Here is a 21,892-nt window from a genome sequence, read left to right on the forward strand (position 1 = left end):
AAAGACCGCGGCGGTTTCCCGTCGCGGCCCCTGGCAGAAAAAATCTTGGCTTAGTTCTGCGCGTAGAATTCGATGACGAGATTCGGTTCCATCATCACCGGATAAGGCACGTCGCTCAGGCCCGGGGTGCGGACGAAGGTTGCGGTCATCTTGGAATGGTCCGCGTCGATGTAATCCGGCACGTCGCGCTCGGCCAGTTGGGTGGCTTCCAGCAGAACTGCCATCTGCTTGGAGCGGTCGCGCACCTCGATCACGTCACCCTCTTTCACGCGGTAGGAGGGGATGTTGACCTTCTTGCCGTTCACGCGGACATGGCCGTGGTTCACGAACTGGCGCGCGGCGAACATGGTGGCGACGAACTTGGCGCGGTACACGACCGCGTCCAGGCGGCGCTCCAGCAGGCCGATCAGGTTCTCGCCGGTGTCACCCTTCACACGGGCCGCTTCGGCATAGATGCGTTTGAACTGTTTCTCGGTCAGGTCGCCGTAGTAGCCTTTCAGCTTCTGCTTGGCGCGCAGCTGCAGGCCGAAGTCGCTGATTTTGCCCTTGCGGCGCTGGCCATGCTGGCCCGGGCCGTATTCGCGGCGGTTGACCGGGGATTTCGGACGCCCCCAGATGTTTTCGCCCATCCGGCGGTCGATCTTGTACTTGGCAGACGTGCGTTTGGTCACGGCTGATCTCCTTCGTTTTTGAGTGCCGCTTCATCTTGTCCGAAAACCGGTTCCCACTTTCCGGGATGAAGCGCGCTGTGAAGGGCGTTGTCCTCTGGATTTCTCCTGACAGGGATCCCCTTGCGGGGGCCACCAACACCAATGAATGCGCGCTTATACTGCGTTGCAGCGTGGTGTCAACCGGGTTGGGCCAGGCGGCCCGAATATGTGCCTGGATTCTCAACCGGGGATGACAATGCCCGCTTTCAGCCCACTTTTACCGATACGGCGCACCAGACGAACAGCCGAAACTAGACGGAGGCAGACATGGCGATCAGGAGTTGATCCTCATTAATCTTCCGAAGTTGAGACGCGAAATCATGGATGGAAACAGACTTTCGCATTGGCTCAATAACCTCATCCTCCAAGCTCCCAGAGTAAAAGTGTAGTAGTATTCCAGCCTGATGCACACCGGCGACGGATATTACGTCATCAATGACGTGCGTCCAAAGTTCAAAGCTGTCTGGCGCATTGATTTGGTGTCGTTCTTCAGCCCGCTCATCCGCTTTCGTTCGATGCGCAATCCATCTTTCTATCTTCGTTGCCGACCACCCTTTTTTCTTTAGCTTGGCAACCTGTTTTGACCTCTGGTTATTCAACCTTCCGCTTGCATATTCTGTTGGCGAGAGGGCTGTTCCACAATCGCAATGCCCAACCGTCGTAAGGAAGAGATTTTCATCTGGTTGTAGCGCGTTGCGCATTGATGCGTTGTCAAATGGCATTGCTCGTCGACCGTGTCGGCGAAGCACCACATCAATTGCTTTGGCATCTCCGCCTTTTACAATGATTGAAATGAAGAAACACATGCTTTCATCTTAGACTGGTGCTAGCACGCCGGAAAGACCCCCTTGCTGTCCAAGAACATGATTCACGCCCAAAGCAGGCATTGTAGAGAGCGCAGGAACCGGCAACTTTATCCGCTTCGCTGCCGGTATGAACGTAGCGCTTTTTCGGATCAGCGAAGACTTTGTCTAGGCCGCCTCATGGGCCAGAATCGCCGCCTCGGAACTGCTCAGGTTGCGCCGGGCGAAGCTGCCATAGGCCAAGGGCTCGATTTCCAGCCGCGGGTTCAGGTCCAGCAGGCGGGATCTGTCCGCCTTGTCCAGCATGTCCAGCGACGTACCGGCCGGGTGAAAGCTTTCGGTCTCGATCCCGTTGGCCCACAGAATCTGGTGTCGCGGCAGCATCAGGTGCACATAGGTCACCTCGCGCACGGCCAGATCGACCGAAATCGTTCCGTTGTTGATCAGGTCCCTGGCCGAGACCAGCACCTCGGGAACGTTGAACAGCGATTGCGCCACCTCTCCCTTGACCAGTATCCGGTGTTCGGGGCTGACCAGCAATTCATCATCCGGGCGCCCGATCCCGAGCGCGCCGGCGCTGATGCGGACCGGGCGCAGGCGCGGCATGGCAAAGAGGCGTGCACCGGTCATGCGCCGGCTGCCGATCCATTCGATCTCCTGCGCGCCGTTATCCTTGGTCTGGACCCGGTCGCCCTCGCGCAGTTCCTCCACCAGGCGCGGGCCCTCGGGCGTCTCGATCCGCGTTCCGGGGGTAAAGCAGATCACGCCACCGGACATCGGCTGGCTTGCGTCGCTACGCATCCCGGCGAGCGAATTGTGCACCACCCACATCTCGGTATCGCGGGGCGGGATCTCATCGACGAACATCAGCAGCGGCGGTGCGCCGCGCCCGACGTCGATCACGGTGATCGTATAGCTCTGCGCGCCATCGGTCACGACGAACCCGTTGTCGATCAGCGGATCCTCGACCTCGATGCTTTCGATATCCGTGGTATGCGTGATCGCCGCCCCCACCAGCCGCCGCACCATCCGTGCGGCGCGCCTGCGGTTTGTCACATCGCCGTCTGCCTGCCCGAGACGCAGGAGTTCACCAGGCCCGTCCACCCGCACCACATCGCCCCGCCAGGACCATGCGGCCCCCATGCTGAGCGACTGGACCGGGGCGGCCTCTAAACCGTCCACTTCCGTCTGCGACCAGGAGATGACAAACGTGCCGCGAAAGCCCGTCTTCATTGCCTGTATGCCTGCCTTTTTTAATTATTATTAACCAAAGGTTAACAGAGGCGAATCACCCTGGGAAGCCCCGAGAATCGCGTAAAAGCTATTTTTTCGGCGCCGTCGCAAGAATTCCACACATGGACCGCTGCACTATGATCTGACGAAGGGCCCCATGCCGGTTTGATTCAGCAGTTCCGCACCGGAGCCCGTCAGCAAAACCGTGTTCGATACAAAGTAGTTGCCACGCCCGGTTTCCGTGAACCACGACATCAGGTGAAAGGTCATCCCCTCCTGCATTTCCAGATCCGAATCGTGCCTCAGGCCCAGCACGCGCGGCCCGCCTGTCCAGGATGGCGGGAAACCGATCCCCACCAGGTATCCACAATGGTGCCGTCGGTATTCGGGCATCCCGGCCGCATCCACCACCGCCTGCCAGCCATCATAGACATCCCGTGCCCGGCGGCCCGGTTTCAGCGCCTGCAGGGTCGCTTCGAACGCGGCCTTGCTCAGCTCCGCGGCATCGGCATCCGCATCGGATATGCCACCGATATTCACCAGCCGGCCCATCGGCGCATTGTAGCGCGCGACGCATCCGGCAACCTCCAGAAACACGGCCTCGCGGTGGGTGCCGTCGCCCCAGGTCGTGTGTTCCTCGGCCATGCGCCAGGCCGGGCGCAGAAACGGGCCGAACCCCGGCGGCCCGCCGCCGGCGCGGGTCATCGCGGCAAGGCATTCGGCGGCCACATCTGCCTCGGCGGCGCCCTCATGGATTGCCTCGATCGCGGCTTGTGTGCCCGCGTCAGCCGCCCGCGCGGACCGGCGCATGAAGCCCTGTTCCTCGACCGACTTCACCAGCCGCAGCGTATCGACCATACCGGTGATATCGACCCAGCCCGCGGTTTCGATCCCGGTCTTGATCTGCGTGCCCATCGCCAGGCTCATGCCGGAGGATCCCGCCTCGATCCCCAGCGTCCTGCCGCCGCATGTGCCGGCCAGATGCGTCACCACGACATCCGCCGCGGATTCCGAATCCGAATGGCCGATGAAACGCGCATTGCGCACCTGGTTGCGGACCACCACATGCTCCATCTGTCGGGTGATCAGCACCAGATCGCCCACTTCCGGAACGATCAGGACATGCGGGGCGAAATAGCCCCAGTGATCCAGCCCGATCAGGTAGAAGATATTCTCAGGCGACGACAGCAGCGCGATGTCGACCTCGCGCGCGGCCATCGCGAGCCGTACGGCGGCGACGCGCCGGGCCAGTTCGGCGTCGGAAAACGGGTTCGCGTGCATTCTCCCTCCTGCCCTGTTCTGCTGATACTGTCACAGTGCCCCGTGAAAATCACCGTATTTGTCCTGTGCTGCTTACGCGGTAAGATACGGGCAGACGGGATCGGAGACCGTGCGATGAACAGACCCGGTGACATGACCAGCGCGGCGCGCGCCGCTATTCTGGGCAAGCCGCGCTTTGACGAGGGGCGCAATGCGCGGGCCAGGATCGGATTTGTCCTGATCCCCAATGAACAGACCATCGAAGAGGAAATGACCCGCCACATGCCGCCTGGCGTCGGGGCCCATTTCAGCCGGGCCACGATGCCACGGGAGATTTCGACGAAAAGCCTTAGCCACTTGCGCGGATCGCTGGCGGAAACCGCCGCGCGCATCCTGCCCGATGACGGGCTGGACGTGATCTGCTTCGCCTGCACCTCGGGCACCGTGGCCGTGGGCGAAGAGGTTTCCTGCGCCGAACTGTCACGCGGCGCGCCGGGGGCGAAAGCCACGACGCTTGCCGGGGCAGTGCGCAAGGCACTGGCCGCCACCGGCGCACGAAACATCGCGCTCGGCTCGCCTTACGTGGCCGAGTTGAACGATAACGTCGCGGCCTATCTGGGCCGGGCCGGGTTCAACGTGGTCGCAAGCCACGGGATGGGGCTGAGTTATGACACGCAGATGATCCGCGTCGCCCCCGGATACCTTGTCGACTATGCCCGCGCCATCGACACGCCCGAGGCGGATACGATCCTGCTCAGCTGCGGGGCCCTGCGCAGCATCGAGGTGGTGGACGAGATCGAGCAGCAGCTTGGCAAGACGGTGATCTGTTCCAACCAGGCCATGCTTTGGGATTGCCTGCGGCTGGCGGGGATCGACGACAGGCTGCCCGGGCTGGGCCGTCTTTTGCGGGAATACTGAGCCGGGTCAGAGCGGTCGCATCCAGAACTGCAGCGCATGGTCGGTCTCGTCGGGCTGGTCCAGGTCTTTCCATCGGTAGGTTGCCGTCACGCCCTCCAGCGGGGCGTAGCCGCGCTTGCGCCAGAACGGATCCAGCGGCGCGTAACCGGCCGGGCGCAACGGGTGATCGCCGGGCCTGACCACTGCGCAAAAGGCCGAATACGCGCGGCCCAGATCGCGGGCATGTGCCTCGCGCTTGTCAAAGAAGGCATGGCCGACGCCATGACCGCGATAATCCGGCAGCAAGACACTTTCGGCGCAATAGAACACGCCCGTCAGGTCAATATCGCGCCCGGCGAAGGCCGCGGCGAATTCTCCGTGATCCTCCATCGGCGTCCCGGTCGAGGCCCCGACCAGCCGGGCACCGTCAAACGCCCCCACGAGGATGGCATCGGGACTGTCGCGATAGGTCTGCAGATACGCCGCCTCGTAGGCGGTATCGCCATCATAGAGATAGGGAAAGGCGCGAAACACCTCGATCCGCAAACGCGCCACATCTTCCAGCGCCGCGCCAAGCGCCTCGCCGGTCAACCGATCAACCCGGATCATGACACCTGGCGCACCCAGTCAGCGAGGTTGTAATAGGTCACGACCCGGGTGATCTTGCCGTTTTCAAGGCTGAAGAACGAACCGGCAGGCAGGCGATAGGTCTGTCCATTCGCCTCGGGCAGCCCCGCGTCGGTTTCCAGGTAGGTGCCGTTCACCACGTATTCTGCGGCCGCCCGGCAGCCGTCCTCGGCGTCGAATATCACCATGTCGGTCAGTTCTTCGCGATAACAACGGCTCATGTGCTCGCAAAAGCTGCGGAACAGATCCTTGCCCTGCCGCACGTTGCCTTCGTTGACATGGTGCCGCACATCATCCGACAGGCAGGCCAGCATCGCCGACAGGTCGCCGGTATTGAATGCGTCGAAATAGTTGCGCACGGTCGTGTTCATGGCTCTTCCCTTGGTGGCCCCCAACGCTCGGTCAGGTGGCTGATGATCTGGTCGCGGGTCTGGCGATAGGCCGCCAGCTTGGCCTCTCGGGTCTCGCCAAGCCCGGTCGGGTCCATGATCGGCCAGTAGCTGACTTCCAGATGGAAAACCCGCGTCAGTTCCAGCGCGCGCCGCTGACTTGCCGGGCTGAGCGAGACGACGAGATCGAAGGACGACAGATCATCGCCCCATTGCTCCATCTCGTCGAAACTCCGGGTGCGGTGGCGATCAAGCTCCACCCCGATCTCACCGCAGACCGCGATGCTGAACCCGTCGATATCCATGTCACTCTTGACACCTGCCGACTGCACATAGGTGCCGGTGCCATAGAATTTCTTCATGATCCCTTCGGCCATGGGTGAGCGCACGGCGTTGTGGTCACAGCAGAAAAGTACCGACTGAGGAAGCTCCTCTGCCATGCGCGTCAGGCCCCGAAATGCAGCACGCAGATCAGCGTGAACAGGCGACGGGCAGTGTCATTGTCGATATCGGCCTTGCCGTCCAGGCGCTCTTCGAGGATACGCGCGCCTTCGTTGTGGATCCCGCGGCGGGCCATGTCGATGGTCTCGATCTGGCTGGGCGGCAGGTTCTTGACCGCGTCGAAATAGCTCTCGCAAATCTGCCAGTAATCCTTGACCACCTGCCGGAACGGGCTGAGCGACAGGTGAAATTCCGCCGCGGGCTCCTCTGCCTCGGTGCGAATGTCGAAGACCAGCCGCTTTTCCCGGATCGACAGCTGCACCCGATACGGCCCCGGCGGAACAACGCGATCATCGCGCTTGGGCAGCTCAAAGGTGTTCCCCTCGATCAGGTCGAACATCGCCACCTTCCGCTCCTGCTCGATCTCGGGCGTGGGCGGCGGCAGGTTGGCGTCATCCAATTCGATATGGCTGATACGGCTCATTCCACTGACTTTCACTTGGCAAGCTGGCAAACCACTACCGCAGGATCGCTTCCTGAGCAATCCGGGTTCAGATTGCCGCTGGATCTGCGGCGAATTCGGCACAGATCGCGGCAAGCCGCCGGTGCTCGTTCTTACCATGCAACGGCCCGCCCGTTCAGTCGTTGAGGTGATCCAGACGCGCCCTGACCGACAGTCCATGCGCCTGCAGGCTTTCCGACCGGGCCAGCGTTTCCGCCGCCGGGCCGATGGCTTTCAGCGCTTCCGGTGTCATCCGCGCCAGCGTCGTGCGCTTGAGGAAATCCATCACGCTCAGCCCGCTGGAAAACCGGGCGGAGCGCGCCGTGGGCAAGACGTGATTGGGACCACCCACGTAGTCACCGATGGCCTCGGGCGTCCATGCGCCCAGAAATATCGCCCCCGCATGGGTGATCTTTTCCGCCAAGGCGTCGGCATCGGCCACGCAAAGCTCCAGATGCTCGGGCGCGACGCGGTTCGACAGCTCTGCCGCCATGTCAAGGTTGGGCACGGTGATGATCGCGCCGAAATCGCGCCAGCTGGCCTCGGCGATCTCGCGCCGTTCCAGGGTCAGCAGCAACCGGTCGATGGCCTCGCCGACCTGCTGGCCGAATTCGGCGCTGTCGGTGACCAGGATGGATTGTGCGCTTGCGTCATGCTCCGCCTGGCTGAGCATATCCAGCGCGATCCAGTCCGGGTTGTTGTCGCCATCCGCGATCACCAGGATTTCCGAGGGGCCGGCGATCATGTCGATCCCGACCTTGCCGAAGACCCGGCGCTTGGCAGCCGCGACATAGGCGTTGCCCGGCCCGGTGATCTTGTCCACCGGCGCGATGCTCCGGGTTCCGTAGGCCAGTGCGGCAATCGCCTGCGCCCCGCCGATGCGGTAGATTTCGTCGACACCTGCCAGCCGCGCCGCCAGCAGCACCAGCGGGTTGGCCTGCCCGTCCGGCGTGGGGACGGTGATCGCCAGCCGCCCGACCCCCGCGACCTTGGCCGGGATCGCGTTCATCAGCACCGAGGACGGGTACGAGGCCAGCCCGCCCGGCACATAGAGCCCCGCCGCGCTGACCGGCGTCCAGCGCCAGCCCAGCATCGCGCCCTGCGCATCCGTCCAGCTTTCGTCGGCGGGCATCTGCCGCACGTGATAGGCCCGGATGCGCTCGGCCGCCAGTTCCAGCGCCGCGCGTTCGCCCGCGGGAACACCGGCCACCAAGTCGTCGATCTCGGCTTCGGAAAAGCGCAACCGATCCGCGCTCAGCGCCATCCGGTCGAACCGTTCGGTCAGTTCCAGAACCGCCGCATCGCCACGCGCGCGCACATCTGCGATGATGCCCGCCACGGTCTTATCCACATCCGGGCTGTCCTCGCGCTTGGCCCCCAGAAGAGAGGCGAAAGCCGTTTCGAAATCGGCATCATTGGCGTTCAGAAATACCGGCATGGCGTGGCCTCCTTGATCGGGCAGAGCCATACTTTGATACGCCGCCGGGCTCAAGGCTTGGAGATCAGAGCCAGGGACTGTCCGGAAGAAGGATCTGGCGTGGCGCCCGCAATGCAGACATCTCACGTAACCCATCGGGAAATTTGTGCTTGTCTTGCGATTACACGAAACTCAGCTCACCCGGAAACATCGGCACCGGAAGAAACGCCGGTTTAAGACCCGTCTCCGCCATCGCCACCCGGTGCGCTCAGGTCCCCAGAATCCGCGCCCGATTGGTTGCGATTGTTTCTTCGTGGAAATCCAAGAACGGTGGTAACAAAATGAACGAGCAGAATGATGCCAAGCCAAGGCAGAATACCCTCGAAGATTCCCAGAAAGGACATCAGATCACTTAAGAATTCCATACTGCGCTCCCGACACCAAACCAACCTTTCTTCTCAGAATACGAACAACTGCGGCAACTGTTAGGCAGGCTGATCACCATTGCCGGACAGCGCCCCCCTTCATCTTGCCCAACAATACTCCGGGGTTCGGGGCAGCGCCCCGACCGATCGGCGCGCGAAGCGCGGCGAAATCCCTCTCAATCGCCGTGGTCGGGGGTTCTCTTCGACGGCGCCGCATAGGGCCGTGTCACGTCTTTCAGTGTCACTTCCAACGCCTCCACCGACAATTTGATCGCCCCGTCACCGGCAAGCGTCAGCAAAACGTGCCCGGCCCCGTCCCTACCCGCCTCGTAAGCGACGCTCAGCAGCGACAGGATCACATCCCTGTCGCCCCGGTCGATCCCCTGGCTTGACACGCGCAGCACATTATCGACCACCAGCAAAGACCGCACCCGCTCGGGCCCGTGCCGGTCGCGCCCGTCATCCTCCCAGCGGAACCGGTTCAACAGCAGCGCAAAGCGGCGCTGCCCGGCCTGCCATGTCATCTCGGTGATGGGAAAGACCGCATCCTGCACCAGCGACGAAATCACCCCCAGGTCATCCGCGTCGAGCGCGCCCAGGTTCAGCGGCGCTTCGCGGCCATCTTCGAACCGTGCATCATCGCTCATGTGCCCGGCACCCGTTCGATCAGGGCGCCAACGCCTTCGAACTTGCGCACCACCTGCTCATAGCCGCGATCCAGGTGATAGACGCGGCTGACCACGGTTTCGCCCTCTGCCGCCAGCCCGGCAAGGATCAGCGAAACACTGGCCCGCAAGTCCGTGGCCATCACCGGCGCGCCCTTCAGCTGTTCCACCCCCGTCACCGTTGCGGTGCCGCCATGCACCTCGATCCGGGCGCCCATCCGCGTCAGTTCCGGCGCGTGCATGAACCGGTTTTCAAAGATTTTCTCTTCCAGCACGCTGGTGCCCTCGGCGATGCACATCAGTGCCATCATCTGCGCCTGCAGGTCGGTGGGGAAACCCGGAAACGGTGCGGTCGTGACATCGACGGCGCGGACCCGGCCGTTCTTGCGGGAAACCTTCACGCCCTTTTCCGTCTCCTCAACCGATATTCCTGCCGCGTCCAGCTTCTCGCAGAATGCGCCCACCAGGTCGATGCGCCCGCCCAGGCATTCCACCTCGCCGCCGCAGATGGCGGGGGCCAGCATGTAGGTGCCCAGCTCGATCCGGTCGGTGACAACCGGGTGCGTCGCCCCGCCCAGCCGGTCCACCCCCTGCACGGTGATCGTGCCGGTGCCGTCACCTTCGATCTGCGCGCCCATCCGGCGCAGGCAGGTGGCCAGGTCGACGATCTCGGGCTCGCGCGCCGCGTTTTCCAGAACCGTCGTGCCCTTGGCCAGGGTCGCCGCCATCAGCACGTTTTCCGTGGCCCCGACCGAGGCGAAACCGAACGACACTTTCGCGCCCTTCAGCCCGTTCGGGGCCGTGGCATGGAGGTAGCCGTCGCGCAGCTCGATCTCGGCGCCCAGCGCTTCAAGCCCCTGGATGTGCAGATCCATCGGCCGCGCCCCGATCGCGCAGCCACCCGGCAGCGAAACGACCGCATGACCCAGTCGCGCCAGCATCGGCCCCAGAACCAGGTTCGAGGCGCGCATTTTCCGCACGATGTCGTAATCGGCGACGTGGTTGTCCAGGTCATGGCTCGACATCACCAGCACCTGACCGTCCTGCAGGCTGGACACCTCGCAGCCCAGCGAGCCCAGCAGCTGGGTCATGGTCTTTATGTCCGACAGGCGCGGCGCGTTGGTCAATGTCAGCGGCTCATCGCTCAGGATCGTCGCCGGCATCAGCGTCAGACAGGCATTCTTGGCCCCGGCAATGGGAATTTGCCCCGAGAGCGGGCCATTTCCCTTCACAACAATCGAATCCATCTGCTCTACCCTTCGCCTTCGCTTTTGCCTGTGCTTGCGGAACCACGGGCCCGCACCTGCGCCTTACGCCGGGCCAGATTGGCTTTCAACGCCTGTTTCAGCCGGTCTTCACGCGTTTCGCCGGTTTGTTTGGGTTTTTTCGCTGGCGCTTTTTTCTCCATGTCCACTGTCTACATCAGCCGTCAATTAGCGTCCAGATAACCCTTGCACCATGTGCAATAAGCGTCTAATCAGCGCGCCACGACGTGCTGCTGTAGCTCAGTGGTAGAGCGCACCCTTGGTAAGGGTGAGGTCGGGAGTTCAATCCTCCCCAGCAGCACCATTAAAACGTAATTTTTTTAATAATATTAAACTCTTAACAGAGTTAAATCAATTTATATCCACCCCATAGTCCACCTTCACTAATCCAGTTTCTCGGAAATCGGCAGTTTATCGCAGGAATGAAAGACCGCACGGCCCTGGGGGGGCACATGGGGGACAATAAGTGTGAGTTCTGCCGCCGTGACCAACTAGATGGCACAACCGACTACTTGGCCAGAACGCGCTATTCAGCCTGCCCGCTGGAACGCGATTCCCACAACGCCGGAATGGGTTTGGGCTGTAGGTAGGTCTGCCCTTGTTTCTGCAATGCACGGATAAATGCGCATGATGCGCTCGCTGCCGTCCTTCTTGGTGAAAGTCACCGAGACAAAGCGGCCCTTGGCGGCGGCAATCATCCGGCGCTTGGCTTCCATCTCTGCTTTCACCCGTTCCTCGGCTTCACGCTTGCAGGAAGCGTGATAGGCGCCGCGCAATTCGGATAAACGGTTGATGCCCTCGTGGCCAAGCGTGGTGCGGTTTTCCAATGTCTGGATTTCGGCCCAGAGTTCTGCAGAGGGGCGCAGGACTTGCTTGGCACGTTCGGTGGCAATCACAGCGCGGTGTTTCATCTCCGCCCATGCACGGCGCAGGGCGTCGGGAAACAAGCTGCGAAGTTCACATGCGGGCAAACGCTGACTGAACAGCTCCTGACGGGCAAGTGTCCAGGCAAAGGAAAAGATTTCTGAGCGGTTGATGGCACGTGTCATTGCTAATCTCGTTGCGTTTATGCTTACTGTGTATTAAATATAGGTACAGGGTTAGCATAATGTCAATACCCTGTATGCATAAATACATACGAGGTAGGCGAATGACCCCTGCGCAGTTAAGAATGGCAAGAAATGCCCTGCGAATTGGAACACGAGAATTAGCGGAAAAGGCAGGAGTATCTTTCACCACCATCAGCCGCTTCGAAACTGAAAAGGGTGGAATGCAGCACGCCAGCGCTGAGGCAATTCGCAAGGCCCTAGAGGCCCAAGGCATTCAATTTCTGGACAACGGGGACGTTGCCGCTGGGCCAGGCGTGGCGCTTAAGTCAGGTTAGTAACCGCTTTCACAGCTTGTCCTGGTATGAAGAACGTCTCGTCTGTCTCAACCCAAAACTCACTGAGTTGAGCGCAGGTGACAGGCCAGCCCCTTAACCTTTCAACCGCATAGATGTCAGCGACCAATATTGCTATCGAACGGTATAATTCGGCAGAGAGTTTTGCGTCTCTGCCGGTGTAATCAAAAAGCGGTTGTTCAAGCGCAGATGCCATCGAAACGAATGCAAATACCGCATCAATAGCTTTAGCATTGGGGAACTCCCCTATCGCTGCGGAAATGGCATTTCTTGCTGACAAATCCTCGTTTGAAACGATTAATTCAGCGACAAACTCCTCAATCTTTTCTGTAAGCGTCAATGGCACTAAAAACACTCGGGTATCTTGCAAACGCCCCGATGCTAGATATGACGACCACTTCAGCAAACAAAATTCTGGCAATTGAAGCCGGATTTAAAGGAAATACAACCCCGAGGTCCTACAGACTTGCCGATAATACGCTCAAAGGGTGTAATTCCGAAATCGAATGAGTTCTGGAAAGGCGGGAATCGTGTCTAGAGTTGGTATCTTTTTGACTATTGCAACCCTTGCCGTTTCGAGCAGTGTAGATGCGGGGGAATGGATCGAAGGTCGCGTAACCCATGTTCGCGACGTGGACACTGTTGAAGTGAACAGTCTTCCTATTCGCTTACAAGGTGTGGATGGTCCCGAATTGAGTGAGCGTGGCGGCCGAAACGCCAAGCGCTGGATGCAGCAGATTGTCCTTCGTAAACCGGTTCGATGCTGGCTGACGGGCGAGAAGAACCGCGACCGTTGGATCGGCGTTTGTTACTTGGGCGATGACGACATTGGTGCACTGGCAATCGCGGCAGGTCAGGCGAGAGACTGCCCGCGATTTTCGGGCGGGCGATACGCAAAGTTCGAAACCGCCCAAAGCCGTTCGCTCACGCGGCATGGCTATTGCAAATAACCTCTATCCGTCGCAGGCGCACCCTTTGCCCTTGTGGCACGTATAAGTTCGCTTGATGCACGAGTTACCACAGGCCTTGCCTTTCCTGCAGACCTTGCAGCAGGCGGCATTCCACCGTGTTTCAAGTCCGCGTTCCAGCTTCTCTCGCAAACTATTAATGCCTACAGACAACGACTGGCCGGATACCGGTGTACGTTCCGCTATATAATTAACTTGTTCGGATGCAGTGGAGGTCGAGGCGTACAAGGAAATCAAAGTGCAAACTAGCAAGTTACGCATTCTTATTTAACCAGATGTGTTTTGCATTCGACGAACCAGGTAATACCGATCCCCGAGACCCCCAAAGTCAGACAGTGATATGGGGCCACATGACCGCGAGAGTGTCGACAGTCAGGTATTCGCACCGCAAATCCAGGAAGCAGGCAATTCGGGTTAAACCGATTAATTGCTATTGGATCATGTAGACCACAGAGGTTCTGGGCGATTTGCGTACCGCAGGGAACGTCCCGCCCAAGTCTTTCTCGATTGCCTTCCTTGCAGCCGCTATTAGTTTTTCGGCTTCCGGAAACTCTTGATCGTCCGTGTATTCTTCGAGGTCATTCAACAAAACAAGCAGGTCTTTGTAACTCGTCATGATTTGCATCCCTTAGGTGTAGTTTGGGCGAGGTTCACCACCCGACACAACCTTAGGGAAAACAGTTAACAAAAGATAAACTTGTTTCACCTCAAAAGCATAGGAAGGGTGTTTCAGTGCATATGATGCAATTCTGTAGAGGCTTCAAACAGGTAATCGCTCTGTGATTGTGCGTGCGATTCCAGAAGGCCCAACAGGCGCTCCCCGATTTCGTCAAGTGCTTCCGCCGTGTTCAAGAAACCCTTCTCTCGAGCATCTTTGGCTGCGTTCATAGTTCTGATGAGCATCTCATTAGTGTTCATGGCGCATTCCTGACGTTGCAAAAAACTTTAGTTTTAATGAATCAACATTATTAACGGAGTCCTAATGATATCTTAAGGTTGGCATATATTGTGTCACATCGGCGTTATTCCGCCGTTATTATGTGTTGGAGCTGTTTCCACGCTACTGAGGTTCACCAATGTTTTCCGCCAATGACAATCGCTCGCCTTCGATCCGAAGGAGACTCGGCAGGCTGGCAATCCTGTGCGCAGGCTTCGCATTTGTCGCAGTTCTGGTTCGGAGTATCATCCTGCTTGTGATGAGTTTGATGTGACCGACGTCACACCATTCCCTAATTCATCCTGCGCCACCGCCCCAACCAGATAACGCGACAAGATGCGCTCGTATTTCGATACATTGATCCCGCTCGGCCTGCCAAGAAGCGCCTTCATCAGTTCCGGATCCTCAATGGCATCCGCGAGGATCTGACCCGCTCAGCTATTCGTCAGGCGCTTCAGATTCCGTTTGGCTCAAGGGCCATGTAGGTGATTGGCAGGCTTTCGGCGGCTCGGGCAGTTAACCAAAAACAAATGTAAGCGTATTCGTCTAAAGTTTTCTGAAATATACTATGAGAACTTTAATCGTATCTTTTGAGTGTTGGAGCGGACATGGCAGCGACGCCTGAACATGCAGCCAGGGTACTAGGTCTCAGTTTAGAGGCTACCCTTGAAGACGTAAGGAGCGTGCGGCGCAAAATGGCTCTCAAGTATCACCCAGACCGTTCTAACGACAAGGAGCAGGCAACCCGTCATATGGGGCGCATCAATGCTGCAGCGGACACGCTCAACGCTTACATCAAGAACAGAGCCAGATCCGGTGCAAGAAGGAAGGCACCCAGCTACCAGGAGTTTTCTGCACATAAACAGGCTGGCCAATCTTCCGCATGTTCCGAGAAACCCAATCCCCAAGAAAATTCACATACGCGTAAGCAGGATAGTGCACCTTTCAGAAAACCGAATAGGCCGAAAGCATCATCGCGAGCAGATAGCGCTCTCATTCGTTTGGCATCGGAATCCTACGCTAGTGTCCTGGATCGGATTGGACGCAAGGCTGCTGGATCGAGGATTGATGTGAGAATTCTGAATTTCCAGGGTGCTCACTAGAGTTCGACACCACGATCAAACGAACTTCTGATTTGACAAAGCCAATGTCAGTTATGAGCCCTAAGCAGAAGCCTAACAACTTCACTAAGAGCGCGCGCGACACGAAAGTTGCCGCACCTCCGCGCAAAACGTATTTGCAACGCGGCGGAGATTTCAGCCATTCATGTAGGTCGCGGCGAGGAAGAATACCTGGATCTACAAGTTGAGGAATAAACGGCCATTAGGTAGATGGCCGCTTTGATTTTAGGATGATACAGTCTCGGTTTCTCTATTCGTCATTAAGGGCGACCGCCGCACCACGGGCGGCAGCTAATTACTAAGCTATTCGTCACCAGTCTCACAAAACATCCTCGTGGCAGCGAGCGCATGTATTCTGGTATTTGTAGTAGCTCAACGGCCCCGTTCTCGGCTTCAGGTACACGCGACCACAGATTTCGCATCTGGCGAAAAACAGCCTCAACAGCTTACCGAACATTGTTTCCCCAATTTTTTGTTGTCGGCCCTCACAAGGGTTAGTTAATTTCCTAGTTTAGTTTCGCGTGTGTTAACAGGTTTCTTTCTTGCGATGGTTGTAGTTCGGGCTTTCAGTTGACGCTTTCGGTGCGGTCGGTGGTGAGTTCGCCTGCGTCACCCAGGAAATCGATATCCGGGATGAAGGCTTGGGCCAGCAAATGGACCTAACGTACAGACCTTGCCCAATCGTGCTAAAGCACCCACATAAGGCTTATGAGAGTCGAGTTTTTTAAACCTGGTTGCGCTCTGGGCAGGCATTATCTCCGCGTCTGTTTCGCCGAGTTTATTGCCTTACGTACTGGCATATTTCGTGGGCTGGATTTTGTGGTCCAGCACGAAAGTGCAACGCGCTTAAGGTTGCGGTACAGCCCGCACCCCCTGAGTGGCAAGAATTGCTTGAAGTAACCCCTGCCGCGATGGCGACGGCTGTCTCGCAATTGGCCTGCCGTTCCTTAGCAACCCCCCGAGCCGTTTGACCTGGCTGCGCAGCATGGCGTCACCGCCAAAGCGACCGGCTTCTCCCAATGCAGGCGGGATAAGGAACAGGGGATTGCCGGTGATGCCGCTTGTGGCCACGGCTGCACCGGCCCCACCTAAGGAAAGCCCTCCAGCCGATGGGGCAAGTCGTGACAGCAGTCGTAGACCGTTCTGCGTGGGTGTGCCCTTAACAATGTCCCTCATCGCTTGCAGTTCCCACTCATCGAACTTCCGACGCTCTTTGGGATTGTCGAGGATGCGGCGAATGTTCTGGCGAATGGCGTTGACTTCGTTGCCACCTGAACGCGGAATGCGCGCCACTGCCAGCGGAGACAACCCGCCAAGCAGCCCACCGAGGACCTCTGCCATGGTATTCCCACCCGTGAGGTCAGAGGCAGCCTGTGTGCCTGTACCAGCGCCTACAGCAGATGCTGCCAGACCACCCAACACAGGAGCAGTCTTTTTGGCCGCTGCGACAGCAGGTGTGCCGGGTATGGCGAGCGCCCCAGTTTCCCGAGCAATGCTTCGGGCATATCGTTGCGACCCAGTCTGAGGCTCTGCATCGGTAATGGCTCCAACTCCGCCCAGCATCCCCTCAAAGCTCTGCGAACCACCAACAGGGTTGGTTATTGGTTGAATGTTTGCGCCAGTTGCGCGGTTAATCCCCGCCGCGCCAAGATTGATGCCTGCGGTCATCAAGTCCACTGGCGCTCCAAGAGCAGCGGCTAGGCCCTCGTTCACCCCGTTACCAACTTGCTCGAAGATATTGGTCTGCGTGTCGGGGACAAGCCCTCGCCTACGCGCCTCTGCCAGCGGCGCTTTGTACTTGTCCGGCAGGATACCTCTGCGCTCTGCCTCCAACAGCAACTCAATGCGACTCTGTTCCATCACTGCGCTCCTTCCAGCAGTTTGAGCAGGTCATCATCGGAAACCCCCGTGAAGTCTCCCGATTGTATGGATTGCCCGGCCTTGGCTTTAGCATCGGCCCACCAGGTGTTGGTGAAGATTGGGTTCCGCGCGGAGAACTCGGCCAGTTCGTCTTCAAAGCCTAAATCAAGGCGGCCGTTCTTGCGTTCGTAGTCGCGTGCCATTTTGGCAATTTCCTGAGAGCGTTTGGCCATGGCGCGCTGCACTTCGATTAGCAGCGCGTTGCCTTCTGGCGTATTTCCAAGGCCCGGCACCTGGTCGAGCACAAAGCTGCGGTCTGCGTCTGAGAAACCAGCCCCGAGCGAGCCACCCATCACATCCAAAGCGGCTTGCTTGGAGACAGCGTTAAAGGCCTCCATACTGTCGATACCATCTGCGTCAAAGCCCAGCGCCCGCGCAGCCCGCTTGGCAAATTGAATGCCGCCCGAGCCAAAACCGGAGAAAAAGCCATCATCGCCCATACTACGGCTCATGGCGTCTAAAGCGGTGATAGTCCGCTGCGCTGTTCGTCCTGCGTCTTGGATGTTGTTGGCCAAGTCCCCGAAGGCCTTGCCGCGTGTCTTGTCATACTCAGTCTCTTGTTTGGAACCGCCTATGCTGATGCTCGTGTTGCCCCCGCCGATTTGTGTGGCTCGTAGGGATCCGTTTTCAGCAACCACGTTGTAGGAGTGCTGTGGATCGAGCCCCAGGGCGGCAGCCGTTTCACCTGACGCGATATAGCCCGTAGACTGTGGAACCTGCATATCCGGCAGCACCAACTCCTGTGTATCAGCGTAGTATTTCCGGCCGTCCGCACCTTCGACGATCCGGCGCTGCGGAGCGTGTTGCGGGTCACTGTAATCCGCAATCAACTCGCCGGTGTGCGTGTTGACCAGCCTGCCATTGACGACTGCGGTCTTAGGTTTGTCGCTCCCAAACATTGCTTCGTAGACAACTTTCAATGCCGCCCCGGGGGGCATGGCTGCCAATAACTGACGTTGCTCTGAGTTGAACTTCGACAGGACGCCGCTTTGCTCAAGCAATTTGCGCTGCTGATTGCTTTGCTCTCTTCTTGCGAGAGCCTGATGCGCTCGCGATAGATTTACTGGTTGACCATGTGCTAGTTGCGACAGGCCCACTCCCAAGCCCTGCAAGGCGATGCTTCTCTCTGGGGTGAGCCAACCGCTCGCGGGGCTCGGGAAGGAATTCGAGTTATTGCCCTCAGGTGACATGGTTACGCGCCTCAATGTTGATTGTGCTTGTATGTGGTGCATCGGGAAAGTGTTCGACGAAGCCAACCAGCTCCCAGATTGCAAGGAGTTCGATCCACGCTTCTTGGTCATCGATATGCGCCGGGATGTCGTCAGGGCGCGGGCGGATGATAAACCCGAGTAAATTCGTGCTGCTGGTCCCGCAGGCGAGATAATGCACTCGGTCTGCGTTAGCGACATTGGTTCCCGGAAAGGCTTGTGAGACGGATGGAGAAACCCTCGACACAGCCGTCTCCCCTGTCCGGATCACCTCCGCCACGGTGGAACGCAGTACCTCCTTCGCAGGTCGAGCAATACCCTCTGGCAGCATCGATCCGACAATACCGTCGATGTCCACCAAAAGGTCTAAGTCAGGTGTGCCTAGGGTCATGGCGATCCCCTTCTTCGGCGCGCCAAGGCGGCAGCTCGAAAACGGATTCTTCCTTCTGCTTATTGAGAGATAGCTTTTTGCCTGATTGCGCCCGTTTCATGCTTTCTACTTTTCGCTCCGCTCTGCTACGAACCTATCCGAGTATGTGCACCTTAACGGTAACATATTACCCCATTTTTGTACAGCATTTGGCTGAGAAATATTGGGGTGTGTAAGGTCCAAGCGGTTATAAATCCCGTACCTCATCTCCCAGCACGATGACAGTTTTTGCTGCGTTAGACAGACGTTCGTGACAGACCTCTTTGTACTCAGCTACAAACCGTCTTTTGAATGTTGCGATGTCCTCATCACGCTCGCGGTCAGCCATATACACAACCCCATCTTCCAACCTGGCTTCAGCGCCGGTGCAATCCACGCCCAGATACTCAATCTCAGGCACAACCACGACGAAGCCGACGCCGGAGTGATCTTCCAGTTTTTTGATCCGTGATGTCAGTCTCATGATCTTGCCTCCAGTGCAGACAGTCGTTTTTCCATTTCAGTTGTTTCCAGTGTACGCCTGTAGCTCTCCACTAGCCCCATCACACTTGCAGCCTCCAACGGGGTTAGCTCACCCCCTGAAACGGCCTGTAGGACCGCCTGAGCCGCTTCTGCTGCGTCGCTATGCACCTGCGCCGGTGATCGGGTTGCCGGGGTAGAACTTGGTATCGACTTCCAGCCCCGTTTCCCGCTTCAGGATGTGCACCACGTCCGAGAGACGGACGGGCGATGCACAAAAGAAAGGTGCCGCAATCAGCAGATCCATCACTTGGCGCTGACGTTTAGAAAGGGTGACCACCTTCGGTTTGCTGTCGCCATTCTGGAGTTCGTATTGAGCGGGGCTGCGTTCTTGGGGCAGATCCGCGATCCGCATGATGCGGACCGTGTTGGTTGGTGGTTTGGTTTTGATGTCGGTCATATCAACGTCCTTCTGTTGTAAGGACCGCCGAACTGCGCTAAACTCGCTGATGCTAGGCAACGAATTGAGCCCCAGTCCGGACAATCCGGCTGGGGTTTTCTTATGCGGCCTCACGTTGAGCTTTGGCGGCGTCTATGCGTTTGGCGAGTTCCGACAAAGACAGCCGAGTCATCGGACCAATTTTCATCGGTTTTGGTAGCGTTCCATCAGCAATACGACGCCAAACGGTCGCCACACTGCAATCCAGAATTTCGGCAGTTTCTTTGACTGAAACCAGTTTGTCTGTTTCGTCTGCAGTCATATTCAACACCTTGCTGTAATTTGCGTTGTGTTGAGAGGGTATGTTGCAGAATGGGAGCGTTCACGCAGAGCTAGGCCGCGCTTTTCGACTTAAGCTCTACCTAGTTTTGCTCCGATCCAACCAAGACTGAAACGTAGCCTCGACATTCCAATCGCGGCCAAGTGCCTCAATCAAGTCGGCGACAAACGCATAGTATCGCGAGCCGATAGATGGCTTTAGTGGTGGAGCTTCGCCAGTATAATTTTCCCAAATTTTTCGGGCGTTTTTGATTAACGCTACCTTGGCCCAGGTATCGTGCGCTTTCTCTTGTGTGTTGATACTACGAAGTCCTCCAACTTCTTTTCGCGCCGTTTCTATGGCGTTGACCTGACCATCCAAAACTCTTGCTGGGATATCGAATGACTCTGCGTCTCCGCCGTACAAACCCGCTAGGAGAGAAGTAAAGATAAGCTGAACAGGATCAAAAACCGCTAAAGGTTGGCCGCCATCGCTGTCGCTGACGGCGACTAATCTGCGCGCGAGTTGAAGTCGCTTCTTTGAGTTTTCTCTGTGCGCTGTTTCAAGAGTTTTTGTAATCTCTGGTTCAAGGTTTGAAAACGCTCGCCATGCTTGGCGCAATCCTGCATCCATTTCGTCCAGAAGGCGCTCTTGCTGACGTGTGTCAGTGGTACCTAGCCGCGTGTGATCTAGTAGAATGAGCTCGTTGTATAACAAGTGTGCGTAGTCTGGTATCTGCTGAGATCCAAAGTAGTTTTGAATAACGTTTAGTACTGAATTGCTACTGTCCACACTCACCGTACCATCCTCACGACTTCACCCGAACCACCAGTGACATGATCGGCCCAGCGCTCCATCAAAACGCGACGCTGCTCCAGGAAATCCGTCCTGCGATATGCGCGCTCAACCTTTGACCCGGTAACGTGGGCAAGAGCGGTTTCTGCAACCTGCTCCGGCGCATCGGTCGCTTCAGCGCACCAGGTTCTAAAGCTTGAACGGAAGCCGTGCGGGCGAAACTCCAATTCTCTGCGCTCCATCAGGCGGCTCATTGTGGCGTCAGAAGTCACACCCCTGCGCTGACTGGGAAACAGGAAGCCATCCCGCGCCAGGGGTTTCGCCTGCTCGATCACGTTCAACGCCTCTTTTGAAAGTGGCACCCTGAAATCCGCCTCATTGCCCTTGAGGGCCTTCATATTTTCTGCCGGTACCGTCCACACGTCGCCGTCGATTTGATCCAATCGGCAAAAGCGAATGGGCTTCGACCTGAGATTTGTCAGAATGAGCAAACGCAATGCCAGGTGCGCAATGGTTCCCTTGTTGAGGGTTTCGTAAAAGGCCGGAACTTCCTGCCATGGCATCGAAGGAATATTCTGGATCACGTGCCGGGTTTTACCCAACAGTTCCCTTGCTTTTTCGGTCGCCTGCATATCCACGTCCAGGCCCATCGCTGCTGCGTATCGCAACGTTATACGAAGCCTGTTCAGCGCCTTTTGCGCTGTGTCTGCCTTTTCGTGCCAGATGGGAGCCAGCGCGTTCTTTACATCGCGCTGGTCGATATCCTCAACCGGGACATTCCCAAGCTTTGGCAGAACGTAGAGCTTTAGGGGCGTGAACCAGCGCCCAGCTTTACCATCGTCCCGCAACTCGGCCTTGCGGGCTTCGAACGCTTCTTGGGCTATCGTGTCCAGTGTGTGATCGGCTTTAGCAGCTTCGCGCTTCTGCTTTTCTCGTACTTTAATCGGGTCCTTTCCCTGTCGGGCAACGGCCCGCCACTTCGCTGCCTTTTCCCGTGCTTCCTTCAAGGAAACTCCAAACTCGCCTTTGCTGTCGAAGCGACCTAACCCCATTTCCCTGCGCCGTCCGTGAACAGTGACGCGCAGAAACCACTGCCCGCCGCCATCAGGTCTCAAGTGCAACCATAGCCCGCCACCATCGGAATATTTGCCAGGAGAAGAATTCTTGATCCGGGTGGTGGTCAGTTTGTTCAATGCTCTCATTTTTCGATCCACCCAAGTGTCCACCTCTATATATAGTATAGGGTGCTACAGGATGAAA

The 21,892-nt window shown here is 58.0% G+C and carries 27 protein-coding genes and 1 tRNA gene; 3 read left to right on the forward strand and 25 right to left on the reverse strand.

The annotated features are described in order from the left end of the window. Positions 1–50: 50 nt before the first annotated feature. From rpsD to AAFO92_RS19235, 4 genes are all read right to left on the reverse strand, one after another. On the reverse strand, positions 51–671 hold the full coding sequence (gene rpsD / locus AAFO92_RS19220) for a 30S ribosomal protein S4 (RefSeq protein ID WP_347537942.1): 621 nt from the start codon (positions 669–671) through the stop codon (positions 51–53). 290 nt (positions 672–961) lie between these two features. Continuing rightward, the gene (locus AAFO92_RS19225) at positions 962–1,516 is read right to left on the reverse strand and encodes a hypothetical protein (RefSeq protein ID WP_347537943.1); all 555 of its coding nucleotides are present in this window, start codon (positions 1,514–1,516) and stop codon (positions 962–964) included. 165 nt (positions 1,517–1,681) lie between these two features. Beyond that, positions 1,682–2,746: a Hint domain-containing protein gene (locus AAFO92_RS19230; RefSeq protein ID WP_347537945.1), complete on the reverse strand. Its 1,065-nt coding sequence runs from the start codon at positions 2,744–2,746 to the stop codon at positions 1,682–1,684. Positions 2,747–2,881: 135 nt separating this feature from the next. Then, positions 2,882–4,027 carry a Xaa-Pro peptidase family protein gene (locus AAFO92_RS19235; RefSeq protein ID WP_347537947.1) on the reverse strand — a complete coding sequence of 382 codons (1,146 nt, stop codon included), beginning with the start codon at positions 4,025–4,027 and terminating at the stop codon, positions 2,882–2,884. A 114-nt stretch (positions 4,028–4,141) separates the two neighbouring features. Here AAFO92_RS19235 and AAFO92_RS19240 point away from each other — a divergent pair, with 114 nt between their 5' ends. Further along, positions 4,142–4,924, forward strand: coding sequence for an arylmalonate decarboxylase (locus AAFO92_RS19240; RefSeq protein ID WP_347537949.1), 783 nt, complete (start codon positions 4,142–4,144; stop codon positions 4,922–4,924). Positions 4,925–4,930: 6 nt separating this feature from the next. On the opposite strand, the gene AAFO92_RS19245 is transcribed toward AAFO92_RS19240, so the two are convergent. From AAFO92_RS19245 to AAFO92_RS19280, 8 genes are all read right to left on the reverse strand, one after another. Then, positions 4,931–5,512 (reverse strand): GNAT family N-acetyltransferase, encoded by a 582-nt coding sequence (locus AAFO92_RS19245; protein WP_347537951.1) that lies wholly within the window; start codon positions 5,510–5,512, stop codon positions 4,931–4,933. Further along, positions 5,509–5,901 carry a ketosteroid isomerase-related protein gene (locus tag AAFO92_RS19250; protein WP_347537953.1) on the reverse strand — a complete coding sequence of 131 codons (393 nt, stop codon included), beginning with the start codon at positions 5,899–5,901 and terminating at the stop codon, positions 5,509–5,511. The genes AAFO92_RS19245 and AAFO92_RS19250 overlap by 4 nt, the downstream gene beginning before the upstream one ends. Then, the gene (locus AAFO92_RS19255; protein WP_347537955.1) at positions 5,898–6,359 is read right to left on the reverse strand and encodes a low molecular weight phosphatase family protein; all 462 of its coding nucleotides are present in this window, start codon (positions 6,357–6,359) and stop codon (positions 5,898–5,900) included. The genes AAFO92_RS19250 and AAFO92_RS19255 overlap by 4 nt, the downstream gene beginning before the upstream one ends. Positions 6,360–6,364: 5 nt before the next feature. Then, complete coding sequence (locus tag AAFO92_RS19260) at positions 6,365–6,844, reverse strand: UPF0262 family protein (protein ID WP_347537957.1); 480 nt, start codon at positions 6,842–6,844, stop codon at positions 6,365–6,367. A 154-nt stretch (positions 6,845–6,998) separates the two neighbouring features. After that, a complete protein-coding gene (gene hisD, locus AAFO92_RS19265) occupies positions 6,999–8,300 on the reverse strand; it encodes a histidinol dehydrogenase (protein WP_347537959.1) in 1,302 nt (433 codons plus the stop codon). 580 nt (positions 8,301–8,880) lie between these two features. Next, positions 8,881–9,351, reverse strand: coding sequence for a DUF2948 family protein (locus tag AAFO92_RS19270; RefSeq protein ID WP_347537961.1), 471 nt, complete (start codon positions 9,349–9,351; stop codon positions 8,881–8,883). Further along, positions 9,348–10,616, reverse strand: a complete 1,269-nt coding sequence (murA, locus tag AAFO92_RS19275) for a UDP-N-acetylglucosamine 1-carboxyvinyltransferase (RefSeq protein WP_347537963.1) — start codon at positions 10,614–10,616, stop codon at positions 9,348–9,350. The genes AAFO92_RS19270 and murA overlap by 4 nt, the downstream gene beginning before the upstream one ends. A gap of 5 nt (positions 10,617–10,621) precedes the next feature. Beyond that, on the reverse strand, positions 10,622–10,777 hold the full coding sequence (locus AAFO92_RS19280; RefSeq protein ID WP_347537965.1) for a hypothetical protein: 156 nt from the start codon (positions 10,775–10,777) through the stop codon (positions 10,622–10,624). An 86-nt stretch (positions 10,778–10,863) separates the two neighbouring features. Between AAFO92_RS19280 and AAFO92_RS19285 the strand changes: the two genes are divergently transcribed. Then, positions 10,864–10,938: transfer RNA gene (locus tag AAFO92_RS19285), tRNA-Thr, on the forward strand. Positions 10,939–11,164: 226 nt separating this feature from the next. Here AAFO92_RS19285 and AAFO92_RS19290 read toward each other — a convergent pair. Together AAFO92_RS19290 and AAFO92_RS19295 are read right to left on the reverse strand one after the other, a co-directional pair. Then, positions 11,165–11,683, reverse strand: coding sequence for a hypothetical protein (locus AAFO92_RS19290; protein WP_347537966.1), 519 nt, complete (start codon positions 11,681–11,683; stop codon positions 11,165–11,167). 321 nt (positions 11,684–12,004) lie between these two features. Beyond that, positions 12,005–12,391, reverse strand: a complete 387-nt coding sequence (locus AAFO92_RS19295; RefSeq protein ID WP_347537968.1) for a hypothetical protein — start codon at positions 12,389–12,391, stop codon at positions 12,005–12,007. 175 nt (positions 12,392–12,566) lie between these two features. Between AAFO92_RS19295 and AAFO92_RS19300 the strand changes: the two genes are divergently transcribed. Beyond that, on the forward strand, positions 12,567–12,986 hold the full coding sequence (locus AAFO92_RS19300; RefSeq protein ID WP_347537969.1) for a thermonuclease family protein: 420 nt from the start codon (positions 12,567–12,569) through the stop codon (positions 12,984–12,986). A gap of 448 nt (positions 12,987–13,434) precedes the next feature. Here the strand turns inward: AAFO92_RS19300 and AAFO92_RS19305 are convergent, their stop codons facing one another. The 11 genes from AAFO92_RS19305 to AAFO92_RS19355 all read right to left on the reverse strand — a co-directional run bounded on the left by AAFO92_RS19305 (position 13,435) and on the right by AAFO92_RS19355 (position 21,834). After that, positions 13,435–13,620 (reverse strand): hypothetical protein, encoded by a 186-nt coding sequence (locus AAFO92_RS19305; RefSeq protein ID WP_347537971.1) that lies wholly within the window; start codon positions 13,618–13,620, stop codon positions 13,435–13,437. 113 nt (positions 13,621–13,733) lie between these two features. After that, on the reverse strand, positions 13,734–13,922 hold the full coding sequence (locus AAFO92_RS19310; protein ID WP_347537972.1) for a hypothetical protein: 189 nt from the start codon (positions 13,920–13,922) through the stop codon (positions 13,734–13,736). Positions 13,923–14,186: 264 nt separating this feature from the next. After that, entirely contained in the window at positions 14,187–14,333 is a 147-nt protein-coding gene (locus tag AAFO92_RS19315) for a hypothetical protein (RefSeq protein ID WP_347537974.1), read from the reverse strand. Positions 14,334–15,908: 1,575 nt separating this feature from the next. Further along, positions 15,909–16,922: a hypothetical protein gene (locus AAFO92_RS19320; protein WP_347537976.1), complete on the reverse strand. Its 1,014-nt coding sequence runs from the start codon at positions 16,920–16,922 to the stop codon at positions 15,909–15,911. Then, complete coding sequence (locus tag AAFO92_RS19325; protein WP_347537978.1) at positions 16,922–18,172, reverse strand: hypothetical protein; 1,251 nt, start codon at positions 18,170–18,172, stop codon at positions 16,922–16,924. The genes AAFO92_RS19320 and AAFO92_RS19325 overlap by 1 nt, the downstream gene beginning before the upstream one ends. Next, positions 18,162–18,581 carry a hypothetical protein gene (locus tag AAFO92_RS19330; protein WP_347537980.1) on the reverse strand — a complete coding sequence of 140 codons (420 nt, stop codon included), beginning with the start codon at positions 18,579–18,581 and terminating at the stop codon, positions 18,162–18,164. Before AAFO92_RS19330 ends, AAFO92_RS19325 begins: the two co-directional genes overlap by 11 nt. A gap of 226 nt (positions 18,582–18,807) precedes the next feature. Continuing rightward, the gene (locus tag AAFO92_RS19335; RefSeq protein ID WP_347537982.1) at positions 18,808–19,083 is read right to left on the reverse strand and encodes a hypothetical protein; all 276 of its coding nucleotides are present in this window, start codon (positions 19,081–19,083) and stop codon (positions 18,808–18,810) included. A 159-nt stretch (positions 19,084–19,242) separates the two neighbouring features. Continuing rightward, entirely contained in the window at positions 19,243–19,539 is a 297-nt protein-coding gene (locus tag AAFO92_RS19340) for a hypothetical protein (protein ID WP_347537984.1), read from the reverse strand. A gap of 100 nt (positions 19,540–19,639) precedes the next feature. Beyond that, on the reverse strand, positions 19,640–19,840 hold the full coding sequence (locus tag AAFO92_RS19345; protein WP_347537986.1) for a helix-turn-helix domain-containing protein: 201 nt from the start codon (positions 19,838–19,840) through the stop codon (positions 19,640–19,642). Between the two features lie 96 nt (positions 19,841–19,936). Further along, positions 19,937–20,635, reverse strand: a complete 699-nt coding sequence (locus AAFO92_RS19350; protein WP_347537988.1) for a hypothetical protein — start codon at positions 20,633–20,635, stop codon at positions 19,937–19,939. Next, positions 20,632–21,834: an integrase arm-type DNA-binding domain-containing protein gene (locus tag AAFO92_RS19355; RefSeq protein WP_347537990.1), complete on the reverse strand. Its 1,203-nt coding sequence runs from the start codon at positions 21,832–21,834 to the stop codon at positions 20,632–20,634. Before AAFO92_RS19355 ends, AAFO92_RS19350 begins: the two co-directional genes overlap by 4 nt. Positions 21,835–21,892: the final 58 nt, after the last annotated feature.

This window comes from Roseovarius sp. CAU 1744 (genome assembly GCF_039839345.1).
Taxonomy (GTDB): Bacteria; Pseudomonadota; Alphaproteobacteria; order Rhodobacterales; family Rhodobacteraceae; genus Roseovarius.

What these genes read in the sequence shown, in the direction of transcription:
- AAFO92_RS19320 (WP_347537976.1), bottom strand. Translation starts at nt 16,922, where the DNA reads ATGGAACAGAGTCGCATTGAGTTGCTGTTGGAGGCAGAGCGCAGAGGT.
- AAFO92_RS19260 (WP_347537957.1), bottom strand. Translation starts at nt 6,844, where the DNA reads ATGAGCCGTATCAGCCATATCGAATTGGATGACGCCAACCTGCCGCCG.
- AAFO92_RS19240 (WP_347537949.1), top strand. Translation starts at nt 4,142, where the DNA reads ATGAACAGACCCGGTGACATGACCAGCGCGGCGCGCGCCGCTATTCTG.
- AAFO92_RS19290 (WP_347537966.1), bottom strand. Translation starts at nt 11,683, where the DNA reads ATGACACGTGCCATCAACCGCTCAGAAATCTTTTCCTTTGCCTGGACA.
- AAFO92_RS19270 (WP_347537961.1), bottom strand. Translation starts at nt 9,351, where the DNA reads ATGAGCGATGATGCACGGTTCGAAGATGGCCGCGAAGCGCCGCTGAAC.
- AAFO92_RS19305 (WP_347537971.1), bottom strand. Translation starts at nt 13,620, where the DNA reads ATGACGAGTTACAAAGACCTGCTTGTTTTGTTGAATGACCTCGAAGAA.
- AAFO92_RS19330 (WP_347537980.1), bottom strand. Translation starts at nt 18,581, where the DNA reads ATGACCCTAGGCACACCTGACTTAGACCTTTTGGTGGACATCGACGGT.
- AAFO92_RS19280 (WP_347537965.1), bottom strand. Translation starts at nt 10,777, where the DNA reads ATGGAGAAAAAAGCGCCAGCGAAAAAACCCAAACAAACCGGCGAAACG.
- AAFO92_RS19250 (WP_347537953.1), bottom strand. Translation starts at nt 5,901, where the DNA reads ATGAACACGACCGTGCGCAACTATTTCGACGCATTCAATACCGGCGAC.
- hisD (WP_347537959.1), bottom strand. Translation starts at nt 8,300, where the DNA reads ATGCCGGTATTTCTGAACGCCAATGATGCCGATTTCGAAACGGCTTTC.
- AAFO92_RS19335 (WP_347537982.1), bottom strand. Translation starts at nt 19,083, where the DNA reads ATGAGACTGACATCACGGATCAAAAAACTGGAAGATCACTCCGGCGTC.
- AAFO92_RS19355 (WP_347537990.1), bottom strand. Translation starts at nt 21,834, where the DNA reads ATGAGAGCATTGAACAAACTGACCACCACCCGGATCAAGAATTCTTCT.
- AAFO92_RS19345 (WP_347537986.1), bottom strand. Translation starts at nt 19,840, where the DNA reads ATGACTGCAGACGAAACAGACAAACTGGTTTCAGTCAAAGAAACTGCC.
- AAFO92_RS19235 (WP_347537947.1), bottom strand. Translation starts at nt 4,027, where the DNA reads ATGCACGCGAACCCGTTTTCCGACGCCGAACTGGCCCGGCGCGTCGCC.
- AAFO92_RS19325 (WP_347537978.1), bottom strand. Translation starts at nt 18,172, where the DNA reads ATGTCACCTGAGGGCAATAACTCGAATTCCTTCCCGAGCCCCGCGAGC.
- AAFO92_RS19310 (WP_347537972.1), bottom strand. Translation starts at nt 13,922, where the DNA reads ATGAACACTAATGAGATGCTCATCAGAACTATGAACGCAGCCAAAGAT.
- AAFO92_RS19315 (WP_347537974.1), bottom strand. Translation starts at nt 14,333, where the DNA reads ATGAAGGCGCTTCTTGGCAGGCCGAGCGGGATCAATGTATCGAAATAC.
- murA (WP_347537963.1), bottom strand. Translation starts at nt 10,616, where the DNA reads ATGGATTCGATTGTTGTGAAGGGAAATGGCCCGCTCTCGGGGCAAATT.
- AAFO92_RS19245 (WP_347537951.1), bottom strand. Translation starts at nt 5,512, where the DNA reads ATGATCCGGGTTGATCGGTTGACCGGCGAGGCGCTTGGCGCGGCGCTG.
- AAFO92_RS19230 (WP_347537945.1), bottom strand. Translation starts at nt 2,746, where the DNA reads ATGAAGACGGGCTTTCGCGGCACGTTTGTCATCTCCTGGTCGCAGACG.
- AAFO92_RS19225 (WP_347537943.1), bottom strand. Translation starts at nt 1,516, where the DNA reads ATGTGTTTCTTCATTTCAATCATTGTAAAAGGCGGAGATGCCAAAGCA.
- AAFO92_RS19340 (WP_347537984.1), bottom strand. Translation starts at nt 19,539, where the DNA reads ATGACCGACATCAAAACCAAACCACCAACCAACACGGTCCGCATCATG.
- AAFO92_RS19255 (WP_347537955.1), bottom strand. Translation starts at nt 6,359, where the DNA reads ATGGCAGAGGAGCTTCCTCAGTCGGTACTTTTCTGCTGTGACCACAAC.